Origin of the sequence: Leucobacter sp. OLIS6, assembly GCF_002752355.1 — a bacterium.
GTDB lineage: Bacteria > Actinomycetota > Actinomycetes > Actinomycetales > Microbacteriaceae > Leucobacter.
The window spans coordinates 52,739-65,606 of sequence record NZ_MRAV01000015.1 but is presented as its reverse complement, the minus strand read 5'-3'; the positions used below and the strand labels follow the sequence as shown (position 1 = coordinate 65,606).

The following is a 12,868-nucleotide window of genomic DNA, read 5'->3' as shown; positions in this document are numbered from 1 at the left end:
GAACATGGCAAAACTGAACGAAGAAGACAAGCAGTCCGCGGGCTTCTGGGTCACCAAGGAGGCCCCGATCGTCTCGGACAACCCGATCCCGACGGCGACGTCCGAGGCGCCCGACATCCTGCGCTGCGCCTACATGGAGCTCATCGTCACCGACCTCGCGGCATCGCGCGAGTTCTACGTCGACGTGCTCGGCCTGTACGTCACGACCGAGGACGACGAGGCGATCTACCTGCGCTCGACCGAGGAGTTCATCCACCACAACCTCGTGCTCCGCAAGGGCCCGGTCGCGGCGGTCGCGGCGTTCTCGTACCGCGTGCGCACCCCCGAGGACCTCGACAAGGCCGTGGCCTTCTACGAGGAGCTCGGGTGCGAGGTCCGCCGCAACCCGAACGGTTTCGTGACGGGCATCGGCGACTCGGTGCGCGTGATCGACCCGCTGGGCTTCCCCTACGAGTTCTTCTACCAGACCGAGCACACCGAGCGGATGTCGTGGCGCTACGACCTGCACATCCCGGGCGAGCTCGTGCGCCTGGACCACTTCAACCAGATCACGCCCGACGTGCCGCGCGCCGTCGGCTTCATGCAGAACCTCGGCTTCCGCGTGACGGAGGACATCCAGGACAACGAGGGCACCGTCTACGCGGCGTGGATGCGCCGCAAGCCGACCGTGCACGACACCGCGATGACGGGCGGCGACGGCCCCCGCATGCACCACGTGTGCTTCGCGACGCACGAGAAGCACAACATCCTCGCGATCTGCGACAAGCTCGGCTCGCTGCGCAAGTCGGACAGCATCGAGCGCGGCCCAGGCCGCCACGGCGTCTCGAACGCGTTCTACCTGTACCTGCGCGATCCCGACGGCCACCGCGTCGAGATCTACACCCAGGACTACTACACGGGCGACCCCGACAACCCGGTCGTCACCTGGGACGTGCACGACAACCAGCGCCGCGACTGGTGGGGCAACCCGGTCGTGCCCTCGTGGTACACCGACGGCTCGCTCGTGCTCGACCTCGACGGCAACCCGCAGCCGGTCGTCGCCCGCACCGATGACAGCGAGATGGCCGTCACCATCGGCGCCGACGGGTTCTCGTACACCCGCGACGAGGACGGCGAGAAGGGCTTCAAGCTCGGCAACACGCTCTAAGGCGCAGGCCTGCTCCCCGGAGCGGCACCGCCGAAACGCCACGGTCCCGGCGAGACCCCGCGAAGCTTCGCGGGGTCTCGCCGGGACCGTGGCGTTTCGGCGTGCGTCAGCCGGGCCGCCGCTCGGGCGGGATCCCGAGCGCCAGCTCGGCGTAGCTGCGCACCGCCTCGCGGCATTCCTCGCGCGGCGTCAGATCGCCGATGAGCGGGTAGAGGTCGTAGGCGTCCTCGAGCGCGACGAGGTTCCGGGCGATGATCCCCGCGGGCGAGGCGAGCGCGAACTCCCCGACGCCCGCGCCGATCTCGACGAGGGTGCGGTAGAGCATCACCTGGCGCTCGTTGAGGGCGCGGTGCTCGGCGATGTACTGGGAGTGCTCGGCCAGGATCGCCACGCTCTCGTACACCTGGCGCAGTTCGTCGCTGATGGTGTCGGGGACGCCGGCCTCGATCATGGCGTAGATGCGCTCGGTCGCGGTGAGCGGCAGGTCGAGCACGCGCCTGCGCTGCTCGACGAACTCCTCGCGGGCGCCCGCGACCGCGGTCATCTGCAGTTCGTCGAGCGTCGAGAAGTAGTGCAGCACGTTGGCCGGGCTCATCTCGGCCTCGGCCGCGACCGCGCGCACGTTGATCGCGCGACGCGGCCGCGACCGCGCGACCCGCCAGAACGCGCGGATGATCTCATCCCGTCGTTCGTGGCGTCGTCGCGCGGTCGCATTCACAGGGCCAGCCTATTGCTCGGAGCGTGCCCCGACGGAATCGCGGTCCTCGTCGGCCGAGACGTCCCAGCCGGCGTCGTCGACCGGCACGACCTGCACCGACTCGGTGAGCCCCGCATAGTAGGCGGGTTTGCGGGCCTTGAGCACGAGCGCGACGATGATCCCCCCGATGAAGAGGATCGGGGTGGGCAGCAGCAGGATCTGGTTGATGGGCCCCTGCAGCCCGGTCACGACATCGAAGTTCGTCGCGATGAGGATGAAGCCGACCACGAGCCCGATCGCGCCGAGGATCGGTGCGATGGTGACGCGCCAGACACTATGGCCACGACGATCCTTGAGGAAGTAGCAGACGACCGCGATCGCGGTCATGGCCTGGGCGAACACGAGCCCCTGCACGCCGGTGGCGTAGGTCCACAGGGCGAGGCCCAGGAACGGGTCGGCGTTGAGCACGATGGCGATGAGCACGCCGATCGCCGAGAAGCCGCTCAGCGTGAGGCTCGCGACGGCCGGCGACTGGCTGGTGCGGCTGGTGCGGCCGAGCACGCGCGGCAGCAGGCCCTCGCGGCCGAGCGAGTAGAGGTAGCGGGTGCAGGCGTTGTGGAACGACAGCAGGCAGGCGAAGAAGCTCGTGACGATGAGGATCTTCATGACGAACGCCGCCCAGGCGCCGGCGAGGTCGCCCGTGCCCGTGATGACCATCGTCTCGAACGCGTCGCTGCGCGCCATCTCGACGACCCCGTTCGCGCCGAAGGCGACGGTCAGGATCCAGAAGGTGAACGCGTAGAACAGTCCGAGGAACGCCACCGAGATGATGGTCGCGCGCGGGATCGTGCGCTCGGGCCGCTTGGCCTCCTCGGCGTAGATCGCGGTGCTCTCGAACCCGAGGTAGGCGCCGAAGCCCATGACGAACAGCGCACCGGCGCCGGTGGCGAAGAACACGTTCTTCGGCTCGAACGAGGCGAGGCTCCAGGGCTCGGGGCCGCCGTTCGCGATGGCGGCGACCGCCAGCACGAGCAGGATCCCCACTTCGAGGGTGAGGAGCACGGCGAGCACCTTCGCGCCGACGTCGATCTTGCGGTAGCCGAGGAACGCCACGATCGCGACGGCGATGAGCGACCACACGCCCCAGGGCAGGTCGATGTGCAGCAGTTCCTTGAAGGTGAACTGCGCGAAGAAGCCGATGAAGCCGTAGAACGAGATCACGAGCGAGATGTAGGCGAACACCGTGACCGACGAGACGCCGAGCCCGAAGGGCTTGCCCATGCCGCGCGAGACGTAGGCGTAGAAGGCGCCCGCGTTGCGCACGCTCTTCGACATGGCGGTGAAGCCGAGCGCGAAGAAGATCAGCACGACCGCGCAGAAGAGGATCGCGCCGGGTGCGCCGATGCCGCCCATGCGGAACGAGGTGATGGCGCCGCTCGCGATGACGGTGAGGGGTGCGGCCGCCGAGATCACGAAGAACACGATGTCCCACGTGCCGAGGCGGCCGGTCGCGAGACGCCCGCTCGGCCCCGCCTCCGGGGCCTGCGACGAGTGCGATGTTGAGGCGGTCATGAGGGCGACTCCTTTGTCCGATGCTGCGGGATCCGCGAGTTGCTGAACACTGATCAGAACTTTTTCGATTCGTGAATCCTTTGGGTAGTGTAAGCACAAACGAGAGGATTGAACAATGTTTGAAGACTCGCTCAGCGCTGACGAGCAAGCCGGCATCGCGATCCGCGCACGGGACCTGGGCATCCCGTTCGACGGCGAACCCGGCAGATGGAACGCGATCACCGACGTTCCCGGCCTCGAGGTCGGCTTCAGTACGATCGTGTCCGACGGACCGGCGCCCGCCCGCACCGGGGTGACGGCGATCCTCCCCCGCGGGCGCGAGCACGCGGGCCTCCCCTGCGCGGCGGGCGTCGCGGTGCTCAACGGCAACGGCGAGCTCACCGGCCGCAGCTGGATCGAGGAGTCCGGTCAGTTCCAGACCCCGATCGGGATCACCAACTCGCACGCGGTCGGCGCCGTGCACTCCGGGATCGATCGCTGGATGGCCGAGCACCACCCGGGCAGCGCGGCGGCGTGGATGCTCCCCGTGGTCGGCGAGACCTGGGACGGCTACCTCAACTCGATCAACGCCGAGCACGTGAGCCCCGAGCACGCGACGGCGGCGCTCGACACCGCGAACGGCGGCCCGGTCGCCGAGGGCAACGTCGGCGGCGGGACGGGCATGAACTGCTACGGCTTCAAGGGCGGCACCGGCACCTCCTCGCGCGTGGTGCGGATCGGCGACCGCAGCTGGACGGTCGGCGTGCTGCTGCAGGCGAACTTCGGCAGCCGTTCGGAGCTCCGGGTCGCCGGCCGCCCGCTGGGGCGCGACTCGCAGGCACCGAATCCGATGGAGACGAGCGGCTGGTTCGAGCGTGAGGCCGGCCCAGGTGCCCGCGCGGTCGCGGGCGCCGGCAGCGTCATCGTGATCGTCGCGACCGACGCCCCGCTCCTCCCCGATCAGTGCGCGGCGCTCGCCCGCCGGGTCCCGCTCGGCCTCGCGCGCACCGGCACCACGGGCAGCCACTTCTCGGGCGACATCTTCCTCGCGTTCTCGACGGCGAACGCGGGGGCCCTCGGCTCGCGCATGAGCACCGATGGCCCCGACGTCGAACAGCTCTCGCACCTCGCCTGGGGGCGGATCGATCCTCTCTACGCGGCCGTCGTCGAGGCGACCGAGGAGGCCGTGGTCAACGCGCTCGTGGCCGCCGAGGACACCGTCGGGCGAGACGGGCACGAAAGCTTCGCGCTGCCCCACGACGAGGTGCGCGCGGCGTTCGCGGCGAGCGTCTGAGCCGTTTCGGCCGCTCGACGGAGCACCGCCGAGCGGCCGCCGACCGCATTACTTGAAGCTGAGCGCTTTCGGACATGGCCTGTGCGCGCAGCGACCAGGCCATGCCTTCGACGCCTTCCTAGACTCGGGGGCACTCGAACCTCATCGGCGACGACGCCGGCGCGCGACGAAGACGCTGCGCGCGGGAAGGATGACCTGCTCATGACCGCTTCAACCACCGACGCTCCGGCGACGCACGATCCGGGGCTCAGCCGCCGGACGCTCGGCGCCCCCTCGATCACGCTGATGATCATTGCCGCGTCCGCACCGCTCACCGTGGTCGCGGGCGGCGTCACCACCTCCTTCGCGGTGACCGGCTCCCTCGGCGTCCCGCTCGGCTTCGTCGTGATCGCGGTGATCCTCACGATGTTCGCGGTTGGCTACACCGCCATGGGCCGCTACATCACCAACGCGGGCGCCTTCTACGCCTACATCTCGCAGGGCCTCGGCCGCCCCATCGGCGTCGGCGCCTCGCTCATCGCACTCGTCTCGTACAACGCGATGCAGATCGGCGTCTACGGTCTCTTCGGCTTCCAGCTCTCGATGTTCCTCGAGGCGAAGTTCGGATTCTCGTCGCCCTGGTGGCTGTGGATCCTGCTCTGCATCGTGGTCGTCGGCGTACTCGGCGTGAATCGCATCGACTTCTCGGCGAAGGTGCTCGGCGTGCTCGTCGCCCTCGAGTTCCTCGTCGTGATCGTGTTCGACGTCGTCTCGCTCGCCGTCGCGCCCGAGGGCGTCACCGCGACCACGCTGAATCCCGCCGAGCTCTTCGGCCCCTCGCTCGGCATCGTGCTCGTCTTCGGCGTCGCCGCGTTCATGGGCTTCGAGGGCGCCGCGATCTACGGCGAGGAGGCGAAGGACCCCAAGCGCACCGTACCGCGGGCGACCTACGCCGCCGTCGCGATCATCGGCCTCTTCTACGCGTTCAGCGCGTGGGCGTTCTCGGTCGGCATCGGCCCGTCGAACATCGTCGCGAAGTCGCAGGAATCGGGCCCCGATCTGATGTTCGTGTTCATGAACAGCCACGTCAGCGTGATCTTCGTCGACATCATGAACATCCTGTTCCTCACGAGCCTCTTCGCATCGCTGCAGTCGTTCCACAACGCGGTCGCCCGCTACTTCTTCTCGCTCGGCCGCGAGGGCGTGCTGCCCACGTGGTTCGCGGGCACCTCGAAGCACGGCGCTCCCTGGGCCGGGTCGGTCACGCAGACGGTCATCGCACTGGTCGTCACCGTCGGGTTCATCTTCTCCGGCGAGGTGTTCGGCGGCGCCGCGGCCCTCGGCGAGCAGAGCTTCCTCTACCCCGTGCTCACCATGTTCACCTGGCTCACCAACACCGGCGCCATGGGCCTCGTACTCCTCATGGCCGTCATCGCGGCCGCGGTCATCGGCTTCTTTCGCCGGGATCGGCGCGGGCTCGGGCTCTGGACCACGGTCGTGGCACCGCTCGTCTCGGGCCTCCTGCTCGCCTGGGTGTTCATCATGATCATCGCGAACTTCCACGTGCAGCTCGGGCAGCAGGAGCCCACGTTCGGCACCTACGTCCTGCCGATCATCGTGGTCCTGGCCGGCATCATCGGCGTCGTCTGGGGCCTCGCGCTGAAGCGCCGCAAGCCCGAGATCTACCGCCAGATCGGCCACGGCACGGAGCCCGGCGCCTACGGCACCGAGCTCATCGGCGTCGTCGACGACCGCTGAGCTCCGCACCCTTCGTCATCCTGGGCGAGGGACGAGTCGCAGGATCCTGTGACTCGTCCCTCGCCCAGGATGACGTCGCACCACCGCTACGCTCGAACGCATGAACGACGCCTCCGGCCGTACCGCCCTGCTGCACGCCACCATCGTGGTGGTCGCCTCGGGAGGCCTGCGCGCGCTCACCTATCGCGCCGTCGCAGCCGAGGCGGGAGTGTCGCACGGCCTGGTCCGGCACCACTTCGGCAGCCGCGATCAGCTCATCGCCGAGGCCATGGAGTTCGCGATCGACGAGAGCCTGCGCGGCTCGAACATGCTCGAGAGCGGGCTCACCGTCGAAGCGTTCGCAGCCGGCATCGAGTCGCTGGCCGACCGCGACAGCGAGATCCAGTCGTTCCAGTACGAACTGCTGCTCGAGTCGCGCCGGCGCCCCGAACTCCGCTCGCTCGCGGAGCGCCACTACGGCGCCTACCACGACGCGATCACGCGCCAGCTGGCGCGTCTCGGCGTCGAGGATCCCGAGCTCGCCGAACTGATCTGGTTCGCGCTCGACGGCATCGTCTTCAAGCAGCTGGTGCTGCCCGAGAACGCGGCCCCGGCCCTGAACCGGATCCGAGCGCTCGTCGCCGCCTCCGCGTAGGTCGGTCCGCCTCCAGCTCCGCCACCATCGCCGCGGAGATCTGCAACATTTCGGAGGCATGCGCCCTGCACGTCCGAAATCCTGCAGATCTCCGAATCCGCACCGCGTCCCCACCCGCGCTCTTGACTATCCAAGTGGATAGTCTTAGGCTGAAGCGCCTCCATCGCCGCCGGCCGACGCCCGGCGGGATGCACGAGACCAGACCGCGAAGGGACACACCGCCGTGCCGAACACCGCCATCGAATTCCTCTACCTGTCGGAACCCGACATGATCGCCGCCGGCGTGACCGACATGGCCGCCTGCGTCGACACCATGAGCGAGATGCTCGTCGAGTTCAAGCGCGGCGACTACCGCATGGCGGGCATCGAGAACGATCTGCACGGCGCCCAGATCTACTTCCCGAAGGAGTCTCCCTTCGCCGGCATGCCGCTCGACGGCCCCGACCGCCGTTTCATGGCGATGCCCGCCTACCTCGGCGGCAGCTTCCAGATGGCCGGGTGCAAGTGGTACGGCTCCAACGTCGAGAACCGCAAGATCGGACTCCCCCGCTCGATCCTCATGTTCACCCTGAACGACAAGGACACCGGCGCCCCGCTCGCGCACATGTCGGCGAACCTGCTCAGCGCCTACCGCACCGGCGCGATCCCGGGCATCGGCGCGCGCCACCTGGCGCGCGAGGACGCCCGCGTGGTCGGCATCGCGGGCCCGGGGCCCATGAACCGCACCTCGCTCGAGGCGCTCATCGCGGTCCGTCCGGGCATCGACACTATCCGCGTGTTCGGTCGCAGCCAGGGCAGCATCGACGCCTACATCGCGTGGGCGCAGCAGCAGTTCCCGCAGCTCACCGCCATCGAGCAGGTCGATTCGCTGCGCGGCGCGGTCGAGGGCTGCGACATCGTCAGCATCGCGATCCCCAGCCCCTCCGGCACCGAGAACTACCCCACCGTCGAGGATGCGTGGGTCAAGCCGGGCGCGCTCGTGCTCTGCTCGGCGCACCTGGCGGTCGAGGAGAGCCTGGTGCGCAAGGCCCGGCACGTCGCCGACGCGCGCAGCATCTACCAGGCCTGGGCTTCCGAGATCCCGGGCGACGCCCACGACGTCGTCGGCATCTGGGGCATGCACCTCGTCGACCGCGTGCGCGACGGACGCATGACCCCCGAGCAGTTCGAGGATCTCGGCGAGATCATCGACGGCGATACCCCGGGCCGCACGAACGACGACGAGATCTTCATCTACTCGGTTGGCGGCATGCCGGTCGAGGACGTCGCGTGGGCCACCCGCGTGTACCGCAACGCGGTCGAGCGCGGCATCGGCACGAAACTGAAGCTCTGGGATGAGCCGGCCCTCGCCTGAGTCCGGCCGGACGAACCGAACAGCGACACGAGCAGCTGAGAAGAAGGAACGAATGGACCTGCAGAAGACCAATGTCGTCGTCATCGGCGCGGGCACGGTGGGCTCGATGGCCCTGTGGCAGCTGAGCAAGCGCGAGGGCGTCGACGTCGTCGGCATCGAGCAGTACGGCCGCGTGCACTCGCACGGCTCCTACGCCGGTGAATCCCGCGTGTTCCGCACGGCGGTGCACGAGGGCGGCACCTACGTGGGCATGATCCAGCGCTCGCGCGATCTGTGGCGCGAGCTCGAGCAGGAGTCGGGGCGCAGCATCTACCTCGAGGCGGGCTGCCTGAGCATCGCCCCCGAAGGGTTCCCCGACCTCGTCACGGCGCTCGGCACCGTGCAGGAGTTCGGGATCCCTCACCGCACCCTCACGACCGAGGAGCTGCGTCGCGAGTACCCGCAGCACCTCGTGCAGGACGGCGACATCGGCCTGCTCGACGAGCACGGCGGCGGGCTCCGCCCCGAGGTGGCCGTGATGAGCGCGCTCGACATCGCCGAGCGGAACGGCGCGCGCCTGTTCTTCAACACCGCCGTGCTCGGGATCGAGGAACGTTCGGACGGCGTCGTCGTGCGCACCACCCAGGGATCCTGGCTCGCCGACACCGTCGTGGTGGCCTCCGGCTCCTGGTCGGGTCGCCTCTCCCCCGAGCTGCACGACCTGCTGCGCCTGCAGGTGCTGGGTCTCACCTGGTTCATGCCGCGCGACCCCGACGCGTTCGTACCCGAGCGGTTCCCCGCGTTCCTGCGCGATTCGGGCCCGGTGCACTTCTTCGGCGCCCCCAGCTTCGACGGCTACGCGTTCAAGGCGTGCACGAACCCCGAGTGGCCCGTGTTCCGCGATCCCTCCGAGGTGCCGACGTCGCACACCCGCGAGGAGCTGATCAAGATCGGGCAGCGCGCCGCCGAGCTGTTCGACGGCGTGAACCCCGAGCCCGTGCGCCAGAGCGTGCACCACTGCGCCTACACGCCCGATCGTCTGCCGGTCGTCGACGTGAACGCGAGCGGACGCGTCGTCACCGTCGCGGGTCTGTCGGGCCACGGCTTCAAGTTCTCTCCGCGGCTCGGCGAGTTCGCCGCCGCACTCGCGACCGGGTCGTCGCCGGCGGACGCGGGCATCGATCCGCGCTTCGCGCTCGCGTCGCACCTGGAGCGGCTCGCGGTGCTCGGCCCGTACACGGGCGGCGGGCACTAGCGAACGCGCTCAACCGGCGGCCGGCGCCACCCGCCAGTCGACGGGCGCGGCGCCCTGTGCTTCGAGCGCCGCGTTCGCCCGGCTGAACGGCTTCGAGCCGAAGAACCCCCGCGACGCCGACAGCGGCGACGGGTGCGGGCTCTCGATCCTCGGCACGTCGCCGAGCATCGGCCCGAGCGAGCGAGCGTCGTTGCCCCAGAGGATCGCGACGAGCGGACCGCCGCGGGCGACGAGCGCCCGGATCGCGTGCTCGGTGAACGCTTCCCAGCCCTTGCCGCGGTGCGACGCCGGCGTGCCTGCGCGCACGGTCAGCACCCGGTTCAGCAGCATGACGCCGTGGTCGGCCCAGGCGGAGAGGTCCCCGTGGGGCGCGGGCTCGATGCCGAGGTCCTCGCGCATCTCCCTGTAGATGTTCTGCAGGCTGCGCGGGATCGGTCGGACGTCGGGCGCCGTCGCGAAGGAGAGGCCGATCGGGTGCCCGGGCGTCGGGTAGGGATCCTGCCCGACGATGAGCACGCGCACGTCGGCGAGCGGCCGCTGGAACGCCGACAGGATCCGGTCGCCGGCGGGCAGCACCTGCTGACCGTCGGCGCGTTCCGCGTTCAGGAACCGCCCGAGTTCCGCGAGGCGGTCGCCCATCGGCTCGAGGGCCTCGGCCCAGTCGCGCGCCAGGTAGCCGCTGTCGGCGAGTTCCGCGAGGTTCATGGCCATGTTCACGCCTCCGCCTTCGGCACCAGCGGACCGCGGTGGGTGTGGAACACGCTCGATTGCGCGACGGGGCGGATCACGATGAGGTCCTGGTTGACGTGCGGCGGCTGCTCGAAGGCGCCGACGAGCACCTGCGCGACGTCCTCGGGCGCGAGCGGGATGACGTCCTCGTAGGGCTTCGCGGCGGCTTCGGTGTCGCCGCGAAGGCGGTTGAGGGTGAACTCCTCGGTGTGCACGAGCCCCGGCGCGAGCTCCATCACGCGGATCGGCTCGCCCGCGAGTTCGAGCCGCAGCACCTCGGTGACGGCGTGCGCCGCGTACTTCGCGGCGTTGTATCCGCCGCCGCCCGGGTAGGCGCTGTGCCCCGCGGTCGAGGTGAGGTTGAGGATCGACGCCCAGCCCGTGCCGTCGGCGTCGATGCCGGCTCGGGCACCCGCTCGCAGCAAGGGTAGCAGCGCGGCGGTGACCGTGCGCAGGCCGATCACGTTGACCTCGAACATGCGCCGCCAGTCCTCGTTCAGCGCCCGCTCGACGGACTCGGTGCCGAGCGCGCCGCCGGCGTTGTTCACCAGCCCGGTCGCGCCGCCCGTCTCGGACACCTCGGCGGCCATGCGGGCGACCTGCGCTTCGTCGGTGACGTCGCACACGATCGGGTGCGCCCCGGTCTCGGCGGCGAGCGCACGCAGGCGATCCTCGCGCCGCGCGACCGCGACGGTCTGCCAGCCGAGCTCGGCAAACCGCCGCACGGTCGCGGCTCCGATCCCCGAACTCGCGCCCGTCACCACTACGCGCCGCTCCGCCATGCCGCCTCCCTCGTGTTCGGCCGCTGCCGGCCCGCTGTGCAGCCTATCGCGCCTGTTACGCCCGGTGTCCGGGAGGCTTCCCTCCTGCGGCGCCGACTCCGTACGCTCGCTGCAACCGATCCAAAAGGGGAGCCTCTCATGACCGATTCCGCCGCCTGGCATTTCGAGACCAAGCAGGTCCACTCGGGTGCGCAGCCCGATCCGACCACCAACTCGCGCGCCGTGCCGATCTACCAGACGACGTCGTACGTCTTCGACAGCACCGATCACGCGAAGAACCTCTTCGCGCTGGCCGAGTTCGGCAACATCTACACCCGGATCATGAACCCCACGCAGGCCGTCGTCGAGGAGCGCCTCGCGGCGCTCGAGGGCGGCACCGGCGCGCTGCTCCTCGCCAGCGGTCAGGCGGCGGCGACCTTCGCGATCCTCAACATCGCGCAGGCCGGCGATCACTTCGTCTCGTCGAGCTCGATCTACGGCGGCACCTACAACCTGTTCAAGTACACGCTGGCGAAGCTCGGCGTCGAGGTCACCTTCGTCGAGAACCAGGACGATCCGGCCGAGTGGCAGCGCGCGGTGCGCCCGAACACGAAGGCGTTCTTCGCCGAGACGATCGGCAACCCGAAGATCAACATCCTCGATATCCGCACCGTCGCCGACATCGCGCACGAGAACGGCGTCCCGCTGATCGTCGACAACACGATCGCGACCCCGTACCTGATCCGCCCGTTCGAGCACGGCGCCGATCTCGTGATCCACTCGGCGACGAAGTTCCTGGGCGGTCACGGCACCACGCTCGGCGGCATCATCGTCGACGGCGGCACGTTCAAGTGGTCGGAGAACGTCGAGCGCTTCCCGGGCCTCACCGAGCCGGATCCGTCGTACCACGGCGCCTCGTACACGGCCGCGGTGGGCGACGGCCTCGCCTACATCATCAAGGCGCGCGTGCAGCTGCTGCGCGACCTGGGATCGGCGATCGCGCCGAACAGCGCCTGGCTGCTGATCCAGGGCATCGAGACCCTGTCGCTGCGCATCGAGCGCCATGTGCAGAACACGCAGGAGATCGCGGAGTGGCTCGAGAACCACCCGGACGTCGCGAGCGTCAACTACGCGGGCCTGCCGACGAGCCCCTGGTACGCGGCGGCCAACCGCTATGCCCCCAAGGGCGTCGGCGCGGTGCTCTCGTTCGAGCTCAAGGGCGGTGTCGACGCGGGCAAGGCCCTCGTCGAGAACGTCGAGCTGTTCAGCCACCTCGCGAACATCGGCGACGTCCGCAGCCTGATCATCCACCCGGCGTCGACGACGCACTCGCAGCTGACGCCCGAGCAGCAGCTCACCGCGGGCGTCACGCCGGGCCTCGTCCGCCTGTCGGTCGGCATCGAGAACGTCGACGACCTGAAGGCCGACCTCGAGGCCGGCTTCGCCGCGGCCCGCGCCGCGGTGTCGGAGGCGCGCGCGACCGCGTAGCGGGTCTCGGCCCCCGGTGGGCCCGGGGCGCTCTCGATTCGAGAGCGCCCCGGGCCCACCTGCTTTTCCAGACGATTCGCCATCGAATTAGATGACGAGCGGCACCTAATTTCGTGCGATATTCACAATTCGGTTACGAATACCAATATCCTGAGTATTCGGCACCGAATTTCGGCCTTTCCGCATCATTCACCGTGGTACTTTTGCGCGATGATCGCCCGCCGTTCCCGGCCGCCGGTCCC

11 protein-coding genes are annotated in these 12,868 nt (G+C 69.4%); 7 read left to right on the top strand and 4 right to left on the bottom strand.

Annotation, left to right across the window (positions count from 1 at the left end; all coding sequences use genetic code 11):
- The first annotated feature begins 4 nt into the window (after positions 1–4).
- Complete coding sequence (gene hpaD / locus BMH31_RS13925; protein ID WP_099722699.1) at positions 5–1,147, top strand: 3,4-dihydroxyphenylacetate 2,3-dioxygenase; 1,143 nt, start codon at positions 5–7, stop codon at positions 1,145–1,147.
- 106 nt (positions 1,148–1,253) lie between these two features.
- On the opposite strand, the gene BMH31_RS13920 is transcribed toward hpaD, so the two are convergent.
- Both BMH31_RS13920 and BMH31_RS13915 read right to left on the bottom strand, forming a co-directional pair.
- On the bottom strand, positions 1,254–1,865 hold the full coding sequence (locus tag BMH31_RS13920) for a hypothetical protein (protein ID WP_099722698.1): 612 nt from the start codon (positions 1,863–1,865) through the stop codon (positions 1,254–1,256).
- A 9-nt stretch (positions 1,866–1,874) separates the two neighbouring features.
- Positions 1,875–3,416, bottom strand: a complete 1,542-nt coding sequence (locus BMH31_RS13915; protein ID WP_099722697.1) for an APC family permease — start codon at positions 3,414–3,416, stop codon at positions 1,875–1,877.
- Positions 3,417–3,531: 115 nt separating this feature from the next.
- Between BMH31_RS13915 and BMH31_RS13910 the strand changes: the two genes are divergently transcribed.
- From BMH31_RS13910 to solA, 5 genes are all read left to right on the top strand, one after another.
- Positions 3,532–4,689: a P1 family peptidase gene (locus tag BMH31_RS13910; RefSeq protein ID WP_099722696.1), complete on the top strand. Its 1,158-nt coding sequence runs from the start codon at positions 3,532–3,534 to the stop codon at positions 4,687–4,689.
- A gap of 201 nt (positions 4,690–4,890) precedes the next feature.
- Positions 4,891–6,426, top strand: coding sequence for an APC family permease (locus tag BMH31_RS13905; RefSeq protein ID WP_241898307.1), 1,536 nt, complete (start codon positions 4,891–4,893; stop codon positions 6,424–6,426).
- Positions 6,427–6,526: 100 nt separating this feature from the next.
- A complete protein-coding gene (locus BMH31_RS13900) occupies positions 6,527–7,060 on the top strand; it encodes a TetR family transcriptional regulator (protein WP_099722695.1) in 534 nt (177 codons plus the stop codon).
- Positions 7,061–7,283: 223 nt separating this feature from the next.
- On the top strand, positions 7,284–8,414 hold the full coding sequence (locus BMH31_RS13895) for a tyramine oxidase subunit B (RefSeq protein WP_241898306.1): 1,131 nt from the start codon (positions 7,284–7,286) through the stop codon (positions 8,412–8,414).
- A gap of 52 nt (positions 8,415–8,466) precedes the next feature.
- A complete protein-coding gene (solA, locus tag BMH31_RS13890) occupies positions 8,467–9,648 on the top strand; it encodes an N-methyl-L-tryptophan oxidase (RefSeq protein WP_099722694.1) in 1,182 nt (393 codons plus the stop codon).
- Positions 9,649–9,657: 9 nt separating this feature from the next.
- Here solA and BMH31_RS13885 read toward each other — a convergent pair whose 3' ends face one another.
- On the bottom strand, positions 9,658–10,359 hold the full coding sequence (locus tag BMH31_RS13885; protein WP_099722693.1) for a uracil-DNA glycosylase: 702 nt from the start codon (positions 10,357–10,359) through the stop codon (positions 9,658–9,660).
- Positions 10,360–10,361: 2 nt separating this feature from the next.
- Entirely contained in the window at positions 10,362–11,159 is a 798-nt protein-coding gene (locus BMH31_RS13880) for an SDR family NAD(P)-dependent oxidoreductase (protein ID WP_099722692.1), read from the bottom strand.
- A gap of 138 nt (positions 11,160–11,297) precedes the next feature.
- Between BMH31_RS13880 and BMH31_RS13875 the strand changes: the two genes are divergently transcribed.
- Positions 11,298–12,626, top strand: a complete 1,329-nt coding sequence (locus BMH31_RS13875) for a bifunctional o-acetylhomoserine/o-acetylserine sulfhydrylase (RefSeq protein WP_046456553.1) — start codon at positions 11,298–11,300, stop codon at positions 12,624–12,626.
- The last annotated feature ends 242 nt before the right edge of the window (positions 12,627–12,868 follow it).